We start from the raw sequence: 23,818 nt of genomic DNA, 5'->3' as shown, positions 1-23,818 counted from the left end.
GAAGGTGATAACGTTGAAAACCTAAACCTTACCGCGCTTTGTAAGAAAATTTCTGTCCGGCTACAGTTGCTTCGGCCATGAGTCCGCCTTTGGTTTGCGTGAAGACCATCAGGCCGTCGGTATATTGTGCATTGGCAGATGCGCCTTCGGTTGCTGCTATGGCACCAAGTTGGGCGGAGAATTCCACCTTATTAGCTTTGAAGCGGTCGAGTGCAGCTTTGTTTTCAAAGAAAACAACTTCGCGGTAGGCTTGCCCGCCGATTTGCGCGCCAACGCTTACCTGCTTGAGCTCTGCACCTCCCACTAATTTTCCCTGCTCGTATACGGCACCGGCACCTGCCGCACCGCCTACTACTACACCACCTTTACCCACATTGGGGAAAATGGCATACCCGTAAGACGAGGTAAATAATTTAGCCATGTTGGCGTCAGCTTTGATGAATTCGGCTTTGGCCGTCTTGCTGTCCTGTACAATTCTGCTGCTTTGAGCGGAAAGCACAAATGGGCTGAAGAGGATGGCTCCTAAAAGGGCTATAATACTGCGTTTCATGTTGATTGAGTTTGGTAAAAAAATGTTCTTACCAGTAAGGATGCAATTTGTTTGCCATACTCAAACAACAATTCAAAATTCAAAAGTCAAAATTCCAAAGTTTCAGGGCAAAAGTCAGAACAGAATTGAGAATCAGCCAACGGTCAATATTCTTAGCGCCTTAATTACTTTGCGGCTTTGCGTGAAAAAGAAAGCCTCTTCAAAGGCGCATGAGCAAAGAACTCCCCATAGCCCTTCCGTTTTCTTTTAACTTTTTACTTTTGAATTTTGATTTTTTAAGGTTTGTAGTATTCAATCAGTTCCTCCGGCTGTTCCAAAAAGGTGAGGCGGTCAACGGCTTCCTGGTATAAAAAGCCTTCCTGTTCCATGCGATGGATATGTTTCCGGAGATCGTTATAAAAGCCGTCGGTGTTGAGGACAAATAGCTGCCGGTCGTGAATCGACAACTGATTCCAGGTCACCATTTCAAATAATTCGTCCAGCGTACCGAATCCGCCCGGCAGCACCAGCGCGGCATCGCAGAGGTCGTACATCTTTTTTTTGCGGCTGTGCATATCTTCTACTACAAATAATTCCGTCAGTCCCTTGTGTTCGCGCTCCCAATCAACGAGTACCTGCGGGATAACTCCGATCGCTTTTCCACCGTGTTGCAAGACGGTATCTGCGATCAATCCCATCAGTCCCACGCTGCCGCCGCCATACACCAGCCCAATGTCGTTTTCAGCCATTAGTTGCCCGAGTGTGCGGGTTGCTTCGCTAAAGAGGGGGTTGTTACCGGTTTTGGAACCGCAAAAAACTGCAAGAGAACGTATTAGCATGAGTGACAATTATATATTTGCAGCAAAGGGAATACAAATTTATTTATCTTCAAAAATTCAATTGAGAGGAAGTTGAGTAATAGGTCATAAGTTTTGGCTATGGTTCGGGTATACAAGAACCAGGAAATATTCACGATTGACGATTGACCATTCACTTATTGACTCATTCACAATTGCCAATTGACAATTCACTCCCGAGACTTCGGGATTGACTTTTGAATTTTGACTTTTTAATTTTTACCACATGTCTGCAGGCCTTCTGTTTTCCTTCGTTATCGGCTACTTCGCTTTGCTGCTCGTCGTCGCCTGGATCACTTCGCGCAATTCCAATAACGATACGTTCTTCATCGGTAATAAAAACAGCAACTGGATGCTGGTGGCCTTCGGCATGATCGGCACTTCCTTGTCCGGTGTAACTTTCGTGAGCGTACCCGGCGGGGTGGGAGATATTGCCGGAGGAGGGTTCAAAGGGTTTGCCTATATGCAGGTAGCTATCGGCTACCTGATCGGCTACGCCGTGATCGCCTTTGTTTTATTGCCTCTTTATTACAAACTCAACCTGACTTCCATTTATAATTACCTGAAGCAGCGGTTTGGTAACATTGCTTACAAGACCGGCGCGCTTTTCTTCATCATCAGCCGTACTGTGGGAGCCACCGCCAGACTTTACCTGGTGATTAACATTCTTCAGTTGTTCATCCTGGATCGCATGGGCGTGCCGTTTGTGGTAACGGCGTCCTTCATCCTGCTGATGATCCTGCTGTATACTTTTGAAGGCGGTGTACGTACCATCGTTTATACCGACACCTTACAAACCACGTTGATGGTGACAGGTCTCATTGTGTGTGTGATCTACATTCTCAGCAATCTCAATATCAGCGGCGGCGAAGCACTCAGCCAGATGCACGACCGCGGTTACCTCAATATTTTCAACTTTGATGTCAACAGTAAAGGGTTTTTCTTAAAACAGATATTGGGAGGAGCTTTTATCACGATCGCCATGACGGGACTTGACCAGGAAATGATGCAGAAAAACATCAGCGTTAAAAAACTGGGCGACTCACAGAAAAACGTAATGACCATGGCAGTGGTAATGACCGGCGTATTGTTCCTCTTCCTGATGCTGGGCGGTTTGCTTTATATGTTTGCACTTTCAAAAGGCGGCGAATACCAGGATGTGCTGGTTAACGGCCAGGTGGTAGGCAAACAGTTACTGATCGATCATCCGAAGATTCCGGGCGAACAGCTCAATGTAATCGGCGATAAAATGTTCCCTTCCATTGCGATGAACTTCCTGCCGCCGGCGATTTCCATCATCTTTATCATTGCCCTGATCTCCGCCTTGTTCCCCAGTGCAGACGGAGCCCTGACGGCACTGACGTCTTCTTTCTGTATCGACATCCTCGGATTGAAAGAGCGGGATGATCTTGATGAGAAGGGCAAGAAGAAAGTGAGGTTAAGCGTACACTTCTCGTTTGCCATCGTGTTCCTGCTATGTATCCTGGTCTTCTATTGGCTCAATAACAATAGTATTATCGATATCATTCTTGACCTGGCGGGTTATACGTACGGACCCCTGCTGGGCCTGTTCTCGCTTGGCATTCTGACCAAACGCCGTATCCGCGACAGTTTTTCGATTACGATCGTGTGCCTGGTTGCGCCGGTGCTTTCTTATTTCCTGGCGAAATATGCCAAAGATCTTTTCGGCGGTTACCAGATCGGTATCGAGCTGCTGATCATCAATGGTCTGCTCACTTTCCTTGGGCTGCTGCTGCTTTCCGAAAAGCCCGGCCGCGATCCCCAGGCAACCGTAGTGCCAGCCTGAGGCTGAACGGATTATAGAAACCGTCTTTGGAAAAAGGGTGTATCTTTGTACCTATGGAGCTGATACACCCTGATGTGGAATCATACGCCGCGGCACTCAGCAGTCCTGAAGAGGCACTGCTGGAGGAAATTTCGGTGTTCACTTCGCAGCATCACCGCGAGCCGCATATGCTCAGCGGCCACGTGCAGGGTAAGCTGCTGCAGATGATCAGCCATCTCTTACAACCGAGACGCATCCTGGAGATTGGCACCTTTACCGGGTACAGCGCGCTTTGCCTGGCTTCAGGTCTGGTGCCCGATGGTGTATTGCATACCATTGAATTACGCGAGGCCGACGCCCAACTGGCGCGCCATTTTTTCGACCGCTCGCTTTACGGATCAAAGATCATAAGCCACCAGGGAGCGGCAGCTGAGATCATTCCCACCCTCAACGAAACCTGGGACCTGGTTTTTATCGATGCAGATAAAACCGGCTATGTAGAATATTTTAACCTCGTTTTGCCGGCAGTTCGGCAAAACGGATTTATTTTAGCAGATAATATTTTTTTTCACGGAGAAGCGTTAAAGGAAGAGCCCTCCGGCAAAAGCGCCAGGGCCATCCGAACGTTTAACGACTATATCCGGTCACGCGCGGATATAGACAAAGTAGCATTAACTATCCGGGACGGACTGTATCTGATCCGGAAACTGTAACGAATACCGATGATAACCATGCGCCGTATTTTGATCTGCCTGTGTTTGCTCGTTGCTTCAACGGCTGTACAGGCGCAGGACAAGAACATTATTCAAACGTATATCGAAACTTATCGTGAACTGGCCATCGCTGAAATGCAGCGTACCGGCGTACCGGCGTCTATCAAGCTGGCGCAGGGCATTCACGAAACGATGGCGGGCACCAGTGTCCTCGTCAACAAATCCAACAACCATTTTGGTATCAAGTGCAAGTCTACCTGGAAAGGTGAATCGGTGTCGCACGACGATGATGCGCGCGGTGAATGCTTCCGTAAATATGTAAGAGCGGAAGACTCGTATAAAGATCATTCCGATTTTCTGCGCGGCAATCAGCGTTATGCATCGCTGTTTGCACTCGACCCCGAAGATTATAAAAGCTGGGCATATGGACTGAAAAAGGCAGGCTATGCCACCAATCCCAAATACCCGGTGATCATCATTAAACTGATCGAAGATTATAACCTGCAGGACTATACACTGATTGCCCTGGGTAAGAAACCCGCAGGTGATATCATGGTGGCAAAAAGAGAGATACCCGCCAATGAGCTGCCTGTTGTGGCCGCGGTGCAACGCGAAGAAATGATCGCGCCACCTGCACCGGAAAAAACATATCCTGACGGAGAATTCCGAATCAACGATACCAAAGTTGTCTTCGCCCGCAAAGGCACTTCCTTCCTCGCCATTGCGCAGCAATACAATATTCCGCTGAAGCGTTTGTTTGAATTCAACGACGATATGCCCGAAGAAGAAGAAGTGGCTTTTGATCAACTGCTTTTCCTGCAGCGCAAACGCAAAACAGGCGCTACGGATTTTCATCTTGTGCAGCCCGGCGAAACGATCTACGATATTGCGCAGGAAGAAGGCATTCGCCTCGAAAGCCTGCTCGAATACAATCACCTTACTGAAGAACAGGACCCTGCTGCTGGCGAAACACTTTACCTGAAAAAGAAAGCACCAGCCAAACCAAAGCTGGCGGCAACAACCGGCGAGCAATTACCTGCTGCCCAGGTAGCACCGGTGAAAGCTTCCGCCGCCTATGTAACGCACGTGGTGCAGCCGAAAGAAACCCTCTATTCCATTTCCCGTAAATACCAGGTACCGGCCGAATCCATTACCGAATGGAATCAGTTGGTTGCCGTGCTTAAACCAGGACAAACACTCAAAATCTATAAATAACTGCTATGGGGGCCATCAAGGTACACGATAAATCATTTGACATTTACCTTTCTGAAGCAACGATCCAGGAACGCATTGGCGAACTGGCCGCTTCCATTAACCGGGATTATGCCGGTAAACGTCCGTTCTTCATTGCCGTGTTGAATGGCTCGTTCATGTTTGCCTCCGACCTCTTTAAGCAACTGACCATCGATGCGGAGATCTGTTTTATCAAACTCGCTTCCTATAAAGGCATGAAGTCTTCGGGTAATGTGGTCACTTCTATCGGTCTCGACGATGATATCTTTGGTAAAGATGTGATTATCGTTGAAGACATTGTTGACACCGGCAAAACCTTGCACGATTTCCTGCCAAAGCTAGAACATCAGCAACCTGCTTCCATGCGCATTGCCACGCTGCTGCACAAATCGGAAGCTACTACTTACCCGCTCACCCTCGACTATGTAGGCTTTGACATCCCCAACAAATTTGTGGTAGGATATGGCCTGGACTACGATGGACTGGGGCGCAACCTGAAAGAGATCTATCAACTCGCGGGTTGAGCTTACTGTTAAAATCCGTTGGCGTCTCTTAATTCTCAATATATAGTGGTAAGTTAGTGAAGCGGTTGCCTCCATTTACCGAACTGTCACGCAAGCCAACTGTATGTTTCGTTGAGAATTACTTGCCAAATATTGCTGCTGCTTTTGCTGTTTGCGAAAGTTCATGGCCAGTCGCATTACATTCGTGGAGAAGTAAAAGATGAGAATGGGAATGCGCTGCGGAATGTGACGCTGTTACAGCTTCGCACCGGTTATGCATTTACCACCGGCAGCACCGGCACGTTCGGCATCATCTCCAATCAAACCAATGATTCATTTTCCGTAAAACTTTCCGGCTTTGGTGAAGTGCGTTATTTGCTGAACGCTTCCATCTTCAATACGATCCGTCTGAAAGCGTTGCCAGCGAATGCCGGTTCTCGCCGGCGCGATAAACTATCGTCGATTACCAAAGGATTGGGAAGAGAAGAGCAGCGCCGGTGGTTTGCCGGGCAGGAAACCTATGAGAATCTGTTGGAAAACCGCTTCATCAGTGCTGCGCGCTACCCCAACACAGGATTTTCTCCCAACGTAGACAAAGCCTCTTACAGCAATATCCGTCGTTTCATTCATACCGGATCCATTGTGCCTCCTGATGCGGTGCGTATCGAGGAAATGCTCAACTACTTCAATCTCGGTCATGCCGATCCGCCACCTGGTGAGCTATTTGCCGTTAGGCCTTCCATAGGTCCCTGCCCCTGGAACAACCAGAACAGGCTATTATATGTGGGACTATCGGCGCGGCGTATGAACCTGGATACATTACCGCCAAGTCACCTCGTGTTTTTAATAGACGTATCTGCTTCGATGGACATGCCGAATCGTTTGCCTTTGCTGCAATCGGCTTTCCGGATGCTGGTAAGTAACCTGCGGGACAAAGACTCTGTATCGATAGTGGTATATGGTGGGGCAACAGGGATCATGTTGCCAACAACAAGCGGAGGAGAAAAAGACAAAATCAACCAGGTGATCGATGAACTGGTGCCGGGTGGATCGACACCGGGCGAATCAGGTATACAACTGGCTTACCAGGTAGCCAAAACACACTTTATCGAAAAAGGAAACAATCGTGTAATACTGGCGACCGATGGAGATTTTAATGTTGGTGTAAAAACAGAAACGGAGTTAGACGAACTGATCTCTTCGCATCGCGAATCGGGGATATATCTTACTTGTCTGGGTGTGGGAATGGGGAATTATAAAGACTCAAAAATTCAGATGCTGGCGCGGAAGGGAAATGGCAACTTTGCTTATCTCGATAACTTCCAGGAAGCGGAGAAAGTGTTGATGACAGAATTTACGCAGACCTTATATGCGGTGGCAGACGATGTATACATGAGTGTGCAATTCAACGAAAAGAAAGTACGCGAATACCGGTTGATCGGATTTGACAACAAGATGACGGCGGTATGTGATACGTTTTCGATAGTGGAAGGAGGAGAGGTGGGGTCGGGTCATTCGATGGTGGCGGTGTTTGAAATAGCGCCGGTGGAGCAGCATGGCAGTATGGAGGGATTGGCAAAGTTTATATTGGACTATCGTCCCTCTGGGGGAACAGTGACGGTGAGGAAAGAATGGGTGGATTGTTGCGGGGAGGCTTCTCCTTCGCCTGAAGATCGTTTTGCTGCGGGTGTGGTGATGTTTGGTTCCCTGTTGCGGGGATCGATGTATACACGCAATATGAAATGGGATGAAGTGGTAAGTTATTCGGAAAAAAATACAGATGTGAATGATCCGTCGCAAAGGGCGTTTCTGAGCCTTGTACAGCAGGCGAAAACGATTTATACAAAGCAGAAAAGGAAGAAAGGCGGAAGGTAGAAGGCATAGGGCTAAACAGCCGTTACAGTATCCAATGATAAGTTGTCGGTAACGCTTTGCGCCTTTGCTCCTTTTGCGGCTTTGCGTGAAAACCCCTGCAGCCTCCCTTTTAACTTTTATATGGTACTTGGCAGGTAATTTGAAGCATTAAGCTAAACAGATTGCATGATTTCCCTGATATCCAATCTGCCGCCCGATCTGCTGGGTATAATTGCTACGCATGAAGTGAGCCGGGAGGAATACGAGCAGGTGGTCCTGCCGGCGATGCAAAAGCAATTGGATCAGACTGGAGCGTTGAACTGTCTGGCGGTGGTGGATACCATGCCGGGTCGTTTCAGTGCCGGTGAATGGTGGCCGGCGGCGATGACCAAATTAGCAAAAATGGGTAAGTGGCGCCACATCGCGATCGTCACTGATTCGGAGCGTGTCAACCGCTTACTGGAAATGTTTCGTGAAGCTATTCCTGCTGAACTGCGGGGCTTTGGTCCCGGCCAGGTGCAGGAGGCGATTAAGTGGGCGAGAGGTTGATTTGATATGATTTGAATTTTTCGCGCAGAGGAATGAAGAATTTACCGATTGACCATCTCCCCCTTTTTTGACTTTTGACTTTTTAATTTTGACTTTTTCCCCGAGGTTTGTAGCCGAGCCAACAATATGATCATCGATTTAAGCCATCGCTGATCATGTCGTCCCAACCAACCTCCATCGTATGTCGAAGCGTCACCTGTTGCTGCATTTACTGCCGTGTCGTGCAGTAAATATCTTTTTCCTGTCTATTTTAGTTGGATCAACCGCGCGTGCGCAGGCACCGGCCGTCTATCCCGCAGGCTCCAAGATCAACTGGGTGCGCACCTGGGATGCGGTAGGCCCGGAGACGAACCCCGACAACCTCATTGCACGGCCATTAACGGATGTAAGGATGGCCACGCAATACATGGACGGCGTGGGAAGGCCGGTGCAGACCGTAATCAAACAGGGGTCCTTGATCACGGGCGGAACGGCCACTGACTTAACCAGCACGGTGGTGTATGATGAACTCGGCCGCGAGCAATACCAGTTTTTACCCGCGCCTGCTAATACGACGGGTGGCAATACCAGCGTAACCGATGGTTTGTTTAAGCGCAACCCGTTCGAACAACAAAATGCTTTTTATAGCAGCAGCAATGCCGCGCTGAACCCGATCGCGGGACAGGGTGAGACGTATTACTATGGGAAATCGGAATTTGAAGCCTCACCACTCAGCCGTCCGTTAAAAGGCATGTCCGCAGGTAATAATTGGGTGGGTGCGGCCAGAGGCGTGCAAACGTCATACGTGCATAATACTGCCACCGATGCAGTAAGGATCTGGAACCTTGGAACAGTTTCCGGTGACTTCGCAGGTTATACTACACCGGGCACCTATCCCGAAGGAGAACTCTATAAAACGATCACGACCGACGAACACGGTAAACAGGTGATCGAGTACAAGGATAAAGACGGACTGGTGGTACTCAAAAAAGTGCAGTTAACGGCCACGGCAGATAATGGGACTGGTAGTGGGCATACAGGCTGGCTCTGTACTTATTATATCTATGACAAGCATAACAGACTGACTGGTGTGATCCAACCGCAGGGTTTTATCGACCTGGTGGACAATAGCCTCACGTTTAACAACCTCATTTTAGAAGAGCAATGTTTCCGCTACGCCTATGATGAACGCGGCAGAATGATCGCCAAGCAAGTGCCCGGTGCTAAGCCGGTGTACATGGTGTACGATAACAAAGACCGGCTGGTACTTACCCAAGACGGTAATCTCAGAAGTAACAACCAATGGTTGGTGACGTTGTATGATTATTTGAACCGCCCGGTACAAACCGGTCTGTGGACCAGCAACCAGACGAGAAGCTGGCAGCAAAGCCAGGCTAATGCGGCTTCGACGGACTATCCCTTTGCGGCCACTTCCACGCCCGGCAGCGGTTGGGATAGACTAACGAGAACGCATTATGATGACTATGCTGGTCTTCCTTCGGGTTTATCGGCTACGTTCTTGACCACCTGGAACAGCCATTTTCTTTCAGCATCTACAAGCTTTCCATTTCCGGTAACACCCACGCAAAGAACGAGCAATGCCAAAGGCATGGCGACCTGGAGTGAGGTAAAAGTATTGAAAAGTGGTACGCCGGTTTATCTCGCTACCGTCAGCATCTATGATGAAAAGGGCAGGGTGATCCAGGTGCAAAGCCAGAACATCACCGGCAGTATCGACGTAGCCACCACGCAGTACAGTTGGTCAGGCCAACCCCTGATCACGATACAAAAACTGGCAACGCCTTCGCAAGCCACTACCACCGTTACCAAAACGACCTATGATGATCTGGGAAGAGCGATCAAGGTAGAAAAGAAAACCGGTACCAGCGATGTAACGCTGCCGAGCAACTTCAAGGTGTTGAGCGAGATGAGCTACGATGCCTTGGGGCAATTAAAAGAAAAAAAGCTGGGAAGAAAAAACAGCACCGATCCGCTGGAAACACTGACCTATGATTACAACATCAGGGGCTGGATGCTCGGCGCCAACCGTGCTTATGCACGTGACGCGGCTACCGACCACTATTTTGGTTTTGACTTAGGTTATGATAAAACAAGTAACAATCTTATCGGCGGACAATCCTACACCAATGCTCAATACAACGGCAACATCACGGGCATGGTCTGGAAAAGCGCCGGTGACCAGGAAAAACGCAAATATGATTTTGGCTATGATGCCGCCAACCGTTTACTGAAAGGCAACTTTACCCAATACACCGGCAGTTCGTTCAATACCACCGCTGGTATCGACTTCAGCATGCAGATGGGCAATGGTACGGATGCTACGACGGCTTATGATGCCAACGGTAATATCCTGGGCATGTCGCAAAAAGGGCTCAAAGGCCTGACCAGCGGCTGGATCGACCAGTTGAGTTATACCTATTACACAGGTACGAACAAACTGAAAAACGTGGTGGACGCGTCAAACGATCCGGCCACCAAACTCGGCGACTTCCGCGCTTCACAGGCTTATCTCACGAGCCTTGGCGGCAGCAAGACCAATAGCGCTACGGACTATAATTACGATGATAACGGCAACCTGCAATACGATAAGAACAAGGACATTGCCAGCATCGCCTACAACCACCTGAACCTGCCGCAGACGATCACGGTGACAAACAAGGGCACGATCAGTTATGTATATGACGCGGCGGGAAGTAAACTGCAAAAGATCACGGATGAAACGACTGCCACCGTGGTGCATGATGAAAATATTTACAGCCCGGAGCGTATTGTAACCACGACCACTTATATCGGCGGTAATGTCTATGAGTCGAAAGCCTATCCCAACAACAGCACGCTGCAAACGGCACTTGGTTACGAAAACAAGCTGCAGTTCCTGGGTAACGAAGAAGGCAGAACAAGATATGTGGCTGCTGAAGGCACAAACCCGGCGAGACTGGAATACGATTACATGATCAAGGATCATTTAGGAAACGTCAGGGTATTGATCACCGAAGAACAAAAATCAAATGCCTATCCGGCTGCCACCATGGAAACGGCTGAAACGACTATAGAGGAGCAGTTGTATGCAGGGTTACCCGAAACACGCGCCGATCTGCCGGCAGGTTATCCAACCGATGCTTACACCAATCCGAATGACAAGGTGGCTAAAGTTGGCGGTGCATCCAATTCCAAGATCGGCCCATCCATTATACTGAAGGTAATGGCTGGTGACAAATTTAACCTGCGGGTAAGTAGCTGGTATAAAACAGGTGGTACTACGCCGACGATCCCGCTGACGCCGCTGACAGATGTGCTGGCCTCTGCACTGGCAGCTTCTGTAGGAGGGCTGAGCACTGTGCACGGTAACATTACGCCCGGCGACCTGAGTGGCAGTGGCATACTGACGCCGTCAGCAGCGGACTTCCTGACGGAACAACAAAGTATGGTGTCCGGCCGGCCGAAAGCGTATGTGAACTGGCTGCTGCTCGACGAGCGCTTTAACTATGTAGCCGGCAGCAGCGGAGCACAGCAGGTCGGGACAAATGAAGAGTTCAAACTCCATGAGCTCACGAATCTGCCAATAAGTAAAAGCGGTTACCTGTATGTGTCTGTCAACAACGAAACGGCCAATGTGCCGGTATATTTTGACAACTTGCAGGTAACGCATGTCCGCGGGCCGTTGTTGGAAGAGACACATTACTATCCGTTTGGGTTGACGATGGCGGGGATCAGTCATAAAGCAGTTGGTGAGTTGAAGAACCGGTTCAAGTACAACGGTAAAGAAGAAGAGCGGGAGGAGTTCAGTGACGGTAGCGGGTTGGAGTGGACGGATTATGGCGCGAGGATGTATGATAATCAAGTGGGAAGATGGCATTTAATAGATCCATTAGCTGAGAAATATATATTACTCACGCCATACAACTATGTTGCAAATAATCCTGTCAAGTTTATTGATATGAACGGCAATGAAATTGGTAACCCCAATGATCCGGCTACTAAACGAATTCAGCAGGCAATGCAAACAACAGATGCTGGAAGAAAACATTGGGCTAACATGGAAAAAAGCGACCGAAAATTCTATTTCGGCTTCGCAAAAGAATATGGAACTTCATCTGAACAAGCTATGTCGATTTTTTTGAAAAAGAGTGGCGGTGTCGGAGCAACTCTTACTAAAAGCGATCATCATAAAGCGCTGAAAGGAGAAGAGGTAGATCCCTTATCTGGTTATACATTTAACACAAAAACAGGATTATTTGATAAAAACAGTGAATGGAATGAAACATATATTACTGTAGACTTTGACAAACTGATGGAGGATGCTAAAACACTCGCAGAATTGAACAGGCAAACGACGAATATTCCAGAAAGTGTTTTCAGTGATTTTTTTGACTTACAATTAGTAGAAGTAGTTTCTCATGAAGGCCAGCATGGTCTTCAGAATAACTCAGATTATGAGTTTTCAAAAAAAGATCCGAAAACCGGCCAGTATGGGCGAGGAGAAGAAAAACCATACATGCAACGTAATCATGAAAAAAATGCAATGTTTAAAGCACGACAGATTTACAATGCATTAGTGGAAAAGCTCAATAAGACTAAAAAATATGGTTTAAATACGCTAGAAAATGACTAGACAAATTATGTTGACACTTGGTATAAGTGTTGTATTATTTTTTACTTTCCCCACTGTATACGGACAATCTAAAAAGACCCTTGAACTTCCGGTGAGGAACGGTATAGTAGTGTCTACTACTCCCTACTTATATGCGAACGAAGAAAGAGGCATTTATATAAAATGGACAACGGATTCTCTTGTGCGCACCTGCGATGGCGGCTCTGTGATTCATATCCTCAATAAAAGCGATAGTACTTTCAATGTAACTGTAGGTGAGAAAGGCGGTCGTTCAATTACGTACTACAACCTGTCGAGCATTAGTGTTATAAAAGGTCAATCTCTTAAAAAGGGAGCGGTGTTAGGCTTTTTATCAAAGAATTCATCATTGTTTATAAGGGCGCAAAACAAAAGAGGTCCTATTACCCCTCAAACAGTGCTGGTTTATACGAGCGAATAGAATTCAATTTAAAGTCACTTCTACACTAGCTTTTATAGTTATGTCAACCAGAAGACATAGCCTGTGAACTCAAACACCAATAAAATGGGCTTGGGTATTACGCTCAAAGTAATGGCAGGCGACAAGGCGGATGTGTTAGGGAAGAGCCACTAGTATACACCGAATACTTCTGGCTCGCCCAATGTGGCACCGGTTGCCTTGGATATCTTATCCAGTTGAATGCGATCACAGACATTACGACACCACTGGGGGCCTTTATCAACGATCCCAACCGGGATGATGCGAGTTACCCGCAGCGCCCCAAAGCGTTCATCAACTACATCTTCTTCGACGAACAATTTAAGATGGTCAGCGGTGGCGCCAGCCCGGTACATCCGACCGGTTCTACCAAAGACCACTTCTCAGACTTGCAAAATCTCGCTGCCACCAAAAAACGGTTTTCTTTATGTGTATGTTAGCAACGAGAGTCCGGTGAATGCCCTGTGCCGATACATCGGCATTCTTTGATATCCCGAGAATTCGGGATGCAGTTGATTCACACACGCGGTGCTTTACTCGAAGAAACCCATTACTATCCCTTTGTCCCGAGAATTCGGGATGACGATGGCGGGGATCAGCTCGAAGGCCGCGGGAGAGTTGAAGAACCGGTTTAAATACAACGGTAAAGAAGAACAGCGGGACGAGTTTAGTGATGGCAGCGGGTTGGAGTGGACGGACTATGGCGCGAGGATGTATGATAATCAAGTAGGGAGATGGTCTGTACCGGATCCGCTGCAAGAGGATGCTTATTGGGATGATTCTGGTAGGGAGTTAGAACGAGAAGATGATGATGACATAGTGGCAAACGGCAGAATAGTCGGTATATTGACTTTGTTAAGCCCGGTCAATTCAATTACAGCCGCAAATTCTGCAGTACATTATAATGAGAGCTTATATGCTTATGTTGGTAATAATCCAATGAATTTTCTCGATCCTCTAGGACTTGATACTGCCAAAGGTCAACTACTATCTAATGTTAATGTCAAGGCCATTATATATACGAAGGCTATAATTAATCCGTGGGGTCCAACATTAGTAGGACTAGGATGGCCAGTAATATCGAAAAGCAGCCCGATAATTAAAGATTTATTCGGAAAAGCATTTGTACTTGGAAAACATACCAAAACCTCTGTTGCTTCTATATTGTTTAGATATGGAGCACAAAGGACACGCAAAATTGTTGAGAAAAGAGTCAAGAATGTAGCTGTGAAAAAGGCCGCAGAAAAAGTCTTAATGCGGGCAGGTGGACTTTTGGGTAGATTTGTACCGGTGGTAGGTTGGGCATTATTGGCAAAAGATGTCTATGACTTTGGTAGTTGGATGTCGACCGTAGGGGGAAATGTAAGCAATATTCCCCCGCCTCTGATTAATGGGCAGTACGTGGATAATACCGGAAGATCTCCTCTTGTAGTTCTAAACCCATAAATTATGAAATCGAAAGAAGATATTTTTAATACGCTTACTCTGTTTATTTACCGAAGGGGTTTTGGATATAAATTACCCTGGCCATTCCTATACGGTAAAAAGCAAATAAATCGCGATACTACGTTGGAAGGAGATTTAGGGATTACCGGCGACGATGCTGATGAATTTCTTATTGCTTTTGGAGAAGAGTTTAATGTTGATGTAGATCAATTCCCTCTGGGCGATTATTTCGACGACGAAAGGGATTTTGTATCACGCGCTATAATTCGAATATTTAGAAATAGGAATAGGCTTGAAAGGAAAGAGCTCACAGTTGGTCATTTAGAAAAAGCTATAAAAACTGGCCGCTTAGATGAAGAAACAATAAGTGTTTAACTAACCACCTTAATATTCTGGAGTGCAACATAGCATTTGACTTATTCCAGAGCAAAATCAAAAAGATTGAAAACGCAAATATGATTTTGGCTACGATGCGGCGAATCGTTTACTGAAAGGCGACTTCACCCAATACACCGGCCGTTATTGGAAGACACCCATTATTATCCTTTTGTCCCGAGAATTCGGGATGACGATGGCGGGGATTAGCCATAAAGCGGCCGGTGAGTTGAAGAACCGGTTTAAATCCAACGGCAAGGAAGAGCAGCGGGAAGAGTTTAGTGACGGTAGTGGGTTGGAAACTTATAATTACGGATTGCGCATGTACGATAAACAAACAGGAAGATGGTTTCAAATAGATCCGAAAGTTGAGAAATATGCTGATTTGTCTCCATATAATTATGTTCTAAACAATCCCATTACATATATTGATCCCGATGGCGCCGATGCTAGAGTGGGAATTGATAGTGCTAACCGAACAATAACACTGTCATCTACTATTTATGTGCGCGGGTATAATGCGAAACAGCAAGTAGGAAAATATAACGAGTTTTTAGAAAAGAATAAAGATCTATTGAGTGGAAAATTCACTGATGAAAATGGGATGGAGTGGTCAATTAGTTTAAGTATGACCTTTGTCGAAGGTACCGAAGAGGATGAAACCCGGATAAGAGACAACCCTAATGGAGATAATATGTTGATTTTAAAAAGAGATGGCTCTCGTGCCAACGCAGAAAGTATCGATGGTAAGCAACCCAGATCAAAAATTGTCAGAAAAGATCCTGATAATATAATGAGTAGAATTATCGGAAGGTATGACGGTGCGGGACGCATGGCTATCATAGGATTTCAAAATGGTGGAGGTGATTTTGCTGAAGGAGGTACCGCCTTTCATGAGGTCCTTCATTTATTTGGACTTTCCGATAGATATGCTACTGAAAATGGACGATGGGCTGGAGTTCATTCAGGCTATGCAGGTGATATAATGGCTGTGCCGTCCGGCTATAAAGGTCGTTATAACATGAACAAAACTCACTGGAATAGTTGGGGAGACTACGTGACTAAGAATGGGCTTAAAAGCGGTGATATTATAAATGTTGTTGTGGACAAGGATCCGATAACTCAAAATCTAAGACAGCCATGAAATATTTTTCGATCATACTTTTATGCTTCTTAATGTCTTGTAACAAGGCAATATTTGTCAGCAAATCAAAAATTATACACGATCAGGCTGGTTATCTTTTCTATTACCAATCAGACAAATGCTTGTTTTTACCCAGCATAGATACTTCGATTGATAATTTCCTCAAGGATACCTCGATGAAAAAAGGATATTTTCTTAGGTCGGTATGCGGTGTTGAGGGGTTAAAACACACGGCTAAAAGGGTGTATGTAGATATGGCGTACCAAGACGAGGCTGGTCATCGATTTGTCTTGTCGGATAGTGTGTTCATTAATGCTACAACCTTAAAATATTTGCCAGAGAAACGCTCACACGTCGACTTCAATGATATTATCGAATTCGAATATCAAGGGAGAATTTTCAGGATTGATGTCTCTGATGATTTTTATGGTAATGTCTTGTATGTTCCTGGAAATACAATGTAAAGGAATGAAGTTAGCATGATTATTAAAAATGCCGATGTAGAGCATGATGAATGTAGATTGGCTTGTTAACCAAGATTGCAACAACTAGCCAACTGAACGAAATTACGGATATCACACACCTCCTTTGCGTCTATTACTGACCTGAATCGAACAATGCCTCATATCTTTTTCGACGAGCAATTTAAGATGGTCAGCGGTGACGCCATCCCGGTGAATCCGACCGGTTTTATCAAGGATCACTTCTCTGACTTACAGAACCTGGCTGCCACCAAAAACGGTTATCTTTATGTCTATGTAAGCAAGAGAGCCCGGTGAATGCCCTGTGCCGGTACTTCGGCATTCTTTGATATCCCGAACCTTCGGGACCCAATTAGTACACACGCGATGCCCCTTACTTGAAGAGACCCATTATTATCCTTTATCCCGAGAATTCGGGATGACGATGGCGGGAATTAGCTACAAATCAGCAGGAGAGTTGAAGAACCGGTTTAAGTACAACGGGATAGCTTATAATGATGATCTGGGAATTAATATTTATGAGGCTTTGTACAGAAATCTGGATCCACAAATAGGACGCTTTCATCAGGTAGATCTAGTTACTACATATTACGAAACGCCGTTTGCTTCAATGCAAAATAACCCTATAACAAAAAGAGATTGGTTGGGTAATTATTTTACTTGGGCAAATGGTGGGGAAGAAGCGTATAAGAAATTGAGAGCAGAGAATGGCAGGCGATTAAAGGGATATATAACTGAGTTATCCGCTCTTGATCTACATGACGAAAATAATTTGACTCAAATTTCCCAATTAACAAAACTGATAGACCGTCATACCGAATTAAATGCTCAATGGAATGAAATGGAGGAATCCGATGTGGAGTTTAATGTTTCTCTTGAAAATTCAGGCCCAGGAACAGGAGAGGGAACGGCAGGGTACAATATAGAAAAAAGGCGTATTGATATTAAGCTTTATGGTAGAAACGGTAATTCATTTAATGTACTAGCGCATGAGTTAAGACATGGATATGGATATTTGGCGGGAGAATTTGTTGGAGGAAAATCGGAGCAGCTGTACGATTTAACAGATGAAGTTGTTGCAAATGATATTGGATATTTATTCTTGGATAGAACAAATGCAAATCGTGTGGTAGATGGCTTTTTTACTGTTGAAAAATTTGCAGAAAATTCAACTACCGTTAATGGAAGTACATACAGTTTAATAAAAGATAGAAAAGTATCGCTAGCTTTAAATACTCCTGCAGCAATTCTTCTTCAATACACAAAAGATAGCTACATCAAAAGCTTTATTAATCGAAACAGTGCTAATGCAAATCTTACGATTCAAGATGCTTTAAATGCTGCCAACGAACTTGATAGAAAAGCAGGAAGAACGCCTACCTATATTTTTGGTAATGATCTAAAAAACCGTTAACATATGAAAGTTCTTATATTTTACATCGGAAGTTTGATCGCTACGATTATCCTTTATAGTTGTTCACCTAAAAATCTCGGCAAACTTACTTCATCTTCCAAAGATTCCATTTGGGGTGCGTTTGAGGCGAAAAATGCAAATGGTATTTGGATGGAATATTTGGAGTTAAGAAATGATTCTTCTTTTACTATGCGTGCAGGAACAGATGCGTATCATATCTATTCTTTTGGGTCATGGACTTATCGTTCAGACACAGTGGTACTAAATAGCATTTTTGATAAAGCGAATGTACCTGTTAAAGTATATGATTCAACTGATTCAGCTCATAGTGATACATTGATCATCGGATGGGTGAAGGATTTAAACGGAGATGTCTTGAAAGATGCAACGGTGTTTATCAATGGCGACACGACCAAGGGATACATGCCGGTATTTAACGAGTGCAGATTTACGAAAAGACAAGTGAAAACTATAAAATTTGCCTTTTCAGACTATTCATCCAATTGGCTAACCCTTGATCCCAAGGCAAACTACCTGCTACCAATTCTTCAAACGAACATTTCTCTGGACAGGTTTGTCTTTTTGAAAAATTCAAAATTTTTATTCCAAGGAACGAAGCTTGTTCAATTATCAGAGAATACAAAAGAGAACCGTAAATGGGATAGCGTAAAAGATAACAATGCGTTGTAGAGATATCCACAAAAGAGAATCTAGGCCAATGCTATGTCACGAGTAGTAGTATAAAAAAGCCCCGATCAACTGACCAGGGCGTTATTTATTTTTGACCCTTCGCCCGATACTTCGGGCAAGCTCAGTCCCGAAACTTCGGGATCGCTTTTGAATTAAGAAAATTTCTCTCTCAATTTATCAAAAAATCCTTTCTCCGATTTCTCGGGTTGTGGTTTCATATTGGGTGATTCGCCCAGTTTTTCCAGCAAAGCTTTTTCCTCCGACGTAAGATTTTGCGGCGTCCATACATTTACCTGGATCAGCTGATCTCCTTTTTCATAAGAGTTGACAGCAGGGAACCCTTTTCCTTTTAGCCTGAATATTTTTCCCGCTTGTGTGCCTGCCGGTATTTTGATCTTCGCTCTTCCGTCGATGGTGGGTACTTCTACAGAAGTGCCAAACACCGCATCGGTGAAAGAGATATACAGGTCATACGCCACGTTGAGTCCGTCGCGCTGAAGGTCTTTGTGTGCTTCTTCTTCAATAAGAATAATCAGGTCACCAGCCATGCCACCACGTTCGCCGGCATTACCTTTTCCGTTTACATTCAGCTGCATACCTTCCTGCACACCGGCCGGTACATCGATCGTAATCGTTTCTTCCGCGTATACACGTCCCTCACCTTTACAGCTTCCACATTTCGCCGTCACCGTAGTGCCTTCGCCGTTACAGGTAGGACAGGTGGTAACGGTCTGCATCTGGCCGAGGAAGGTATTCTGCACACGGCGAACCTGTCCGCTGCCCCCGCAGGTGCTGCAGGTTTGTACGCTATTTTTGTCTTTGGCTCCCGATCCGTTACAGGTGGAGCACACGACATATTTTTTTACCTTGATATTTTTGGTAACGCCTTTCGCAATTTCTTCGTAAGTCAGTTTCAGTTTTACACGGAGATTGCTGCCGCGCACACCACGCGTTCTTTGTCCTCCGCCGCCGCGTCGCTGACCGCCGCCGCCAAAAAAGCTACCGAATACATCGTCACCGAATATATCTCCGAAGTTGCTGAAGATATCATCCATGTTCATGCCTGCGCCGCCGTTGAATCCGCCGCGCGCACCGGCACCCACGCCCGCATGACCGTAACGGTCGTATTGCGCACGCTTGTCTGCATCGCTCAGGATTTCATAGGCTTCGGCTGCTTCCTTGAATTTTTCTTCCGCAGCTTTATCGCCCGGGTTGCGGTCAGGGTGATACTGCATGGCCACCTTGCGGTACGCCTTTTTTATTTCGTCTGCACTGGCTGATTTAGCCACTCCCAATACTTCGTAATAATCTCTTTTTGACATTGCTGGTAGCGTGTTTCTGGTGGATGTCTTATTTGCCTACTACAACTTTGGCGTGACGGATAATCTTATCGTTGAGGTAATAACCTTTTACTACTTCATCTACTACTTTGCCTTTTGCTTCATCGGATGCCGCGGGAATTTCGGTGATGGCTTCGTGAAGGTCCGGGTTGAATTCCTGACCTACCGTCTCCATACGTTTCAGGCCGCGTGCCTGCAGCACGTTCCGGAGTTTGTTAAACACCAGTTGAATGCCCTGTTTGTTCTGTGCCATGTCGTCGGATGTTTCCAACTGTTTTTCTGCGCGTTCGGCATCGTCGAGCACATCCAGCAATTCATTGATCACTTCGCGGCCTGCTGTCTGGATGGTTTCGATACGTTCTTTGGCACTACGGCGACGGAAATTGTCAAATTCCGCAGCCAGACGAAGGTACTTGTCCTTTGCCTCTGCCAGTTCCGCCTTCAGCTTATTGTCTTCATTATCAGCGGGCAAAGGATCGGTAAGATGCGTAGAGCCCCCCATGTTTTCATCGGCGTTGATTCCGAAGTCTGCCTGGTTTTCAGCGCCGTTGTCCATTTGTTCGTTGATGTCTTTTTCTGCCATTTTTGTCAAAATTGTTTGCAAAGGTACGATTGTCAATAATACTGCCAAGCCATGCTTTGGGACAAAATGTCCGTTTGTACCGCATCACCGCGACGTTTTGTATATCTTTGCCGGTTCTTATGGTGAAGGTATATCTCAGACGAAAAATTGCGCCGCGTATTGCAAACGGGCACCCCTGGATTTTTGCCAACGAAGTAGAGAAGGTGGAAGGCGAGCCCGCCGGCGGCGAAACGGTTACTGTTTTTACGCATGACCGCAAGTATGTAGGCATGGGTTATATCAACCCGAAATCGCAGATCCTTGTGCGTCTCCTCACACGCGAGAAAAATGTGGAGATCAACGAACAGTTTTTTCTCGACCGCATCCGCCAGTGTTGGGAATACCGCCAGCGAATCGGTTACGTCGAAAACTGCCGCCTCGTTTTCGGTGAGGCCGACGGGCTGCCACAACTGATCATCGATAAATTCAACGACTACTTCGTGATCCAGACATTGACGCTTGGCATGGATACCTGGAAGCCGGCCATTGTCAAAGCGTTGGAAACTATTTTTTCCCCGAAAGGAATATATGAGCGGAATGATGTGCCTGTCCGTGAACTCGAAGGTTTAACGCAACACAAAGGATTTCTGTCCGCGCCATTCGATACAAAGATCATCATCAATGAAAATGGGTTACGATTTCATGTAGACATCGAGAATGGCCAGAAGACGGGTTATTTCCTGGATCAGCAGGACAATCGCCGGGCCATCCGTCATATCGTAAAAGATGCCGACGTATTGGGTGCTTTTACCTATACCGGCACCTTTGAAATACACGCCGCCTCTTATGGTGCCAAATCTGTATTGGGATTAGACATCTCCGAGAATGCCGTGGAGCAGGCCAACCGCAATGCGGCATTGAATGGCCTGGAAAAAATCTGCCGTTTCGAGGCGGCAAATGCTTTTGATGTATTGAAACAGTGGGGGAAGGAAGGCAAACAATACGATGTGGTGATGCTGGACCCGCCTGCGTTTACGAAGAGCCGCGAGACCATACAAAAAGCCATTACGGGTTATAAAGAGATCAATCTGCGTGGCATGAAGCTGGTGAAACCCGGAGGATTTTTAGTGACGTCTTCCTGCACCAATCTTGTACATCCTGAATTATTTCTGCAGACCATACAAATGGCCGCCAAAGATGCGCGCCGTTCTATCAGGCAGGTAACTTTCCAGGCCCAGGCATCAGATCATCCGATCATCTGGGGAATGGATAATACGAATTACCTGAAGTTTTTGATTGTGCAGGTGCTTTGATGAATGTGAAAATGTGGAATGTGTCCCGGCAAGCCGGGAATGTGAAAATGAAATACATATTCTTTTGCATGTTAAACCCAAGCTGGAAATTACATTAAATGCATTTCCACATTTTCACACGGACCCAACGAAGTTGGGCACATTTACACATTATTTGGAGACCTGAAACTTATTCGTGTCGATGATCTTTCCGGAAGCATCGATGAGGTGGTAGACGTATACGCCGCGGGTGAATTCTGTGAGGTTGACGGTTGTCTTTTCCTGCACATTTTGCTGTTCGAATACTTTTTTACCAAGAAAACTATATACCTGCAGGGTCAATCCTTTCTGGTACCGGCTCTTGATCTCAAAGTTGATATAAGAGGTCGCCGGGTTCGGATAGAACCTGACTATTTTGGCTTCACCACCTCCCGCAGGCGTCGATTGTGCCTGGGAAGAAGTAGCCGAAAACAGTATGATAAGTAGTATAGGTAAAATTCTCTTCAACGAACCAAAGTTAATTTTATTTCCTCAATAATAGACCGTTTTAAGCATATACGCAAGTCATTTGCCGCAATTTTCTGACTCAATTGGAAATCAATTATTTAGTTGCTAGAGAGCCTTGCTTTTTAACGAATTTTTCAGCCAATTTTCGCCATTTCGCCACGGATGGCGTCGAAATCAGGCACTTCACCCGCATTTTCCAACACTTCAGCGTAGCGCACGATGCCGTCCTTGTCAATCAGGAAAGCCGATCGCTTGGATACACCTTTCATGCCCAATGCAAACGTTTCATACAGACTTCCATAATCCGCTGATGCCGTTTTGTTGAAGTCGCTCAGCAGGGAAAAATTCAAGCCTTGTTCCGCTTTGAATTTTGCCAGCGTAAACGGCGAGTCCACCGAGATGCCCAGCACGCGTACCTGCGCATCGTTGTACTGCGACAGGTTGTCGCGCACACTGCAAAGCTCTTTGGTGCATACACTGGTAAAGGCCAATGGAAAGAACAACAGCAATACATTTTCACCTTTCAGCGAGGAAAGGGCCACTTCGTTTTTTTCCGTGTCAGGTAAGGTGAAATCAGGGGCTTTATCGCCAACTTTCAATGCCATGGTGATGATATGTTTCGGTTAAATAAAATACAGTGCTACAAGAATCATTCCGCCGGAAATTGTGGATGCTGGCGGATGTTGCGAAGATAAGCAGTGGTTTCGTTGGTACGTTCGATGATGCTAATCAGGTATTGATACCCTGTTACACATCCATCTTCCGCCGCAACATAATGTGTTTTGAAATTTTCAGTGGAATTGCGCACGTAGCGGATGCCCGACTGGCGGATTGATTTGTATTCACCAGCAGAAGGTTGTATGCTCAAACGTGAAAGTGGCGGGTAAATAGTCCAGCCGGTAAATTCAGGTGCATAAGCCTCACAAGGCGAACTGCCGTCTGTAGGGGGATGTTGCCGCATGGCTTTTTTCAGTTTTTCCCAGGCACCATTTTCCCATAAATGCTGTGCAATCATGATAATTTCAGCGGACGTGCCATCCGGCTGCGGTATAAAGCGCGCTTGCTTCTCCGAGAACTTTTTATACTCCGACAACAATTGATCACGGCTATCCTTTAAGTATTTTACCACTACTTTTTTCTCGGCCGCGGTCAGCGACGCGTCGTCGGCCGTGCCGGCAAGGCCGGTGATTACCAACACGGCCAGCAGAAATTTGACGGTAGTGCGTTTGAGCATGTACAAAAGGTAAGATTTTTTTAGAATATCCGATCTGAGAGGGGTGTTAAGTTATAAGTAATGAGGCGAAAGGTGTAAGGCTTAAGGCATAGGGCGTAAGGTTTGCTCCTTATGCAGATGTGCGTGTACACAGCTTCTTTTCACGCAAAGGCGCGAAGTAATGAAGGCGCAGAGGTTGATACTCTTGCATAACCATTGACGATTCACCATTCACGATTCACGATTGACAATTCACCATT

General features: G+C 46.1%; 24 protein-coding genes. 17 read left to right on the top strand and 7 right to left on the bottom strand.

Annotation, left to right across the window (positions count from 1 at the left end; all coding sequences use genetic code 11):
• Nucleotides 1-28: 28 nt before the first annotated feature.
• Nucleotides 29-550 (bottom strand): lipid-binding SYLF domain-containing protein, encoded by a 522-nt coding sequence (locus H608_RS0110815; RefSeq protein WP_051268226.1) that lies wholly within the window; start codon nt 548-550, stop codon nt 29-31.
• Here H608_RS0110815 and H608_RS0110810 point away from each other — a divergent pair.
• The gene (locus H608_RS0110810) at nt 549-800 is read left to right on the top strand and encodes a hypothetical protein (protein WP_028787697.1); all 252 of its coding nucleotides are present in this window, start codon (nt 549-551) and stop codon (nt 798-800) included. The two genes, H608_RS0110815 and H608_RS0110810, sit on opposite strands and share 2 nt — an antisense overlap.
• A gap of 25 nt (nt 801-825) precedes the next feature.
• On the opposite strand, the gene H608_RS0110805 is transcribed toward H608_RS0110810, so the two are convergent.
• Nucleotides 826-1,368 carry an LOG family protein gene (locus tag H608_RS0110805; protein WP_038008147.1) on the bottom strand — a complete coding sequence of 181 codons (543 nt, stop codon included), beginning with the start codon at nt 1,366-1,368 and terminating at the stop codon, nt 826-828.
• A gap of 244 nt (nt 1,369-1,612) precedes the next feature.
• On the opposite strand from H608_RS0110805, the gene H608_RS0110800 reads away from it, so the two are divergent.
• From H608_RS0110800 to H608_RS0110725, 15 genes are all read left to right on the top strand, one after another.
• Complete coding sequence (locus H608_RS0110800) at nt 1,613-3,193, top strand: sodium:solute symporter (RefSeq protein WP_028787695.1); 1,581 nt, start codon at nt 1,613-1,615, stop codon at nt 3,191-3,193.
• 53 nt (nt 3,194-3,246) lie between these two features.
• Complete coding sequence (locus H608_RS0110795) at nt 3,247-3,885, top strand: O-methyltransferase (protein WP_028787694.1); 639 nt, start codon at nt 3,247-3,249, stop codon at nt 3,883-3,885.
• 18 nt (nt 3,886-3,903) lie between these two features.
• Nucleotides 3,904-5,100: a glucosaminidase domain-containing protein gene (locus tag H608_RS23615; RefSeq protein WP_155990128.1), complete on the top strand. Its 1,197-nt coding sequence runs from the start codon at nt 3,904-3,906 to the stop codon at nt 5,098-5,100.
• 5 nt (nt 5,101-5,105) lie between these two features.
• Complete coding sequence (gene hpt / locus H608_RS0110785; protein WP_028787693.1) at nt 5,106-5,642, top strand: hypoxanthine phosphoribosyltransferase; 537 nt, start codon at nt 5,106-5,108, stop codon at nt 5,640-5,642.
• A 144-nt stretch (nt 5,643-5,786) separates the two neighbouring features.
• The gene (locus H608_RS22005) at nt 5,787-7,496 is read left to right on the top strand and encodes a vWA domain-containing protein (RefSeq protein ID WP_155990127.1); all 1,710 of its coding nucleotides are present in this window, start codon (nt 5,787-5,789) and stop codon (nt 7,494-7,496) included.
• Nucleotides 7,497-7,661: 165 nt separating this feature from the next.
• Entirely contained in the window at nt 7,662-8,024 is a 363-nt protein-coding gene (locus tag H608_RS0110775) for a SpoIIAA family protein (protein ID WP_028787692.1), read from the top strand.
• A gap of 181 nt (nt 8,025-8,205) precedes the next feature.
• Complete coding sequence (locus tag H608_RS0110770; RefSeq protein ID WP_028787691.1) at nt 8,206-12,636, top strand: RHS repeat-associated core domain-containing protein; 4,431 nt, start codon at nt 8,206-8,208, stop codon at nt 12,634-12,636.
• The gene (locus tag H608_RS0110765; RefSeq protein WP_028787690.1) at nt 12,629-13,075 is read left to right on the top strand and encodes a peptidoglycan DD-metalloendopeptidase family protein; all 447 of its coding nucleotides are present in this window, start codon (nt 12,629-12,631) and stop codon (nt 13,073-13,075) included. Before H608_RS0110770 ends, H608_RS0110765 begins: the two co-directional genes overlap by 8 nt.
• A 215-nt stretch (nt 13,076-13,290) precedes the next feature.
• Nucleotides 13,291-13,533 carry a hypothetical protein gene (locus H608_RS0110760; protein ID WP_028787689.1) on the top strand — a complete coding sequence of 81 codons (243 nt, stop codon included), beginning with the start codon at nt 13,291-13,293 and terminating at the stop codon, nt 13,531-13,533.
• A 145-nt stretch (nt 13,534-13,678) separates the two neighbouring features.
• On the top strand, nt 13,679-14,539 hold the full coding sequence (locus H608_RS0110755) for an RHS repeat-associated core domain-containing protein (protein ID WP_155990126.1): 861 nt from the start codon (nt 13,679-13,681) through the stop codon (nt 14,537-14,539).
• Nucleotides 14,540-14,542: 3 nt separating this feature from the next.
• Nucleotides 14,543-14,914, top strand: coding sequence for a DUF1493 family protein (locus H608_RS22000; protein ID WP_051268219.1), 372 nt, complete (start codon nt 14,543-14,545; stop codon nt 14,912-14,914).
• A gap of 172 nt (nt 14,915-15,086) precedes the next feature.
• Nucleotides 15,087-16,058, top strand: coding sequence for an RHS repeat-associated core domain-containing protein (locus tag H608_RS0110745; protein ID WP_155990125.1), 972 nt, complete (start codon nt 15,087-15,089; stop codon nt 16,056-16,058).
• A 617-nt stretch (nt 16,059-16,675) separates the two neighbouring features.
• Nucleotides 16,676-16,837, top strand: a complete 162-nt coding sequence (locus H608_RS24380) for a hypothetical protein (protein WP_155990124.1) — start codon at nt 16,676-16,678, stop codon at nt 16,835-16,837.
• A gap of 127 nt (nt 16,838-16,964) precedes the next feature.
• The gene (locus H608_RS0110730) at nt 16,965-17,954 is read left to right on the top strand and encodes an RHS repeat-associated core domain-containing protein (protein ID WP_162142865.1); all 990 of its coding nucleotides are present in this window, start codon (nt 16,965-16,967) and stop codon (nt 17,952-17,954) included.
• A gap of 3 nt (nt 17,955-17,957) precedes the next feature.
• Nucleotides 17,958-18,644 (top strand): hypothetical protein, encoded by a 687-nt coding sequence (locus H608_RS0110725; protein WP_028787684.1) that lies wholly within the window; start codon nt 17,958-17,960, stop codon nt 18,642-18,644.
• A 152-nt stretch (nt 18,645-18,796) separates the two neighbouring features.
• Here the strand turns inward: H608_RS0110725 and dnaJ are convergent, their stop codons facing one another.
• Complete coding sequence (gene dnaJ / locus H608_RS0110720; protein ID WP_028787683.1) at nt 18,797-19,966, bottom strand: molecular chaperone DnaJ; 1,170 nt, start codon at nt 19,964-19,966, stop codon at nt 18,797-18,799.
• Between the two features lie 28 nt (nt 19,967-19,994).
• On the bottom strand, nt 19,995-20,567 hold the full coding sequence (locus tag H608_RS0110715; RefSeq protein ID WP_028787682.1) for a nucleotide exchange factor GrpE: 573 nt from the start codon (nt 20,565-20,567) through the stop codon (nt 19,995-19,997).
• A gap of 119 nt (nt 20,568-20,686) precedes the next feature.
• On the opposite strand from H608_RS0110715, the gene H608_RS0110710 reads away from it, so the two are divergent.
• Nucleotides 20,687-21,859 (top strand): class I SAM-dependent rRNA methyltransferase, encoded by a 1,173-nt coding sequence (locus tag H608_RS0110710; protein ID WP_028787681.1) that lies wholly within the window; start codon nt 20,687-20,689, stop codon nt 21,857-21,859.
• Nucleotides 21,860-22,009: 150 nt separating this feature from the next.
• On the opposite strand, the gene H608_RS0110705 is transcribed toward H608_RS0110710, so the two are convergent.
• From H608_RS0110705 to H608_RS0110695, 3 genes are all read right to left on the bottom strand, one after another.
• Nucleotides 22,010-22,345, bottom strand: coding sequence for a T9SS type A sorting domain-containing protein (locus H608_RS0110705; protein WP_028787680.1), 336 nt, complete (start codon nt 22,343-22,345; stop codon nt 22,010-22,012).
• A 134-nt stretch (nt 22,346-22,479) separates the two neighbouring features.
• Entirely contained in the window at nt 22,480-22,950 is a 471-nt protein-coding gene (locus tag H608_RS0110700; RefSeq protein WP_028787679.1) for a peroxiredoxin, read from the bottom strand.
• A gap of 44 nt (nt 22,951-22,994) precedes the next feature.
• Nucleotides 22,995-23,579, bottom strand: coding sequence for a hypothetical protein (locus tag H608_RS0110695; RefSeq protein WP_028787678.1), 585 nt, complete (start codon nt 23,577-23,579; stop codon nt 22,995-22,997).
• Nucleotides 23,580-23,818: the final 239 nt, after the last annotated feature.

It is taken from the genome of Terrimonas ferruginea DSM 30193 (assembly GCF_000425585.1).
In the GTDB taxonomy this organism is placed as follows: domain Bacteria; phylum Bacteroidota; class Bacteroidia; order Chitinophagales; family Chitinophagaceae; genus Terrimonas; species Terrimonas ferruginea.
This window is presented reverse-complemented; position numbering and strand designations above follow the sequence as displayed.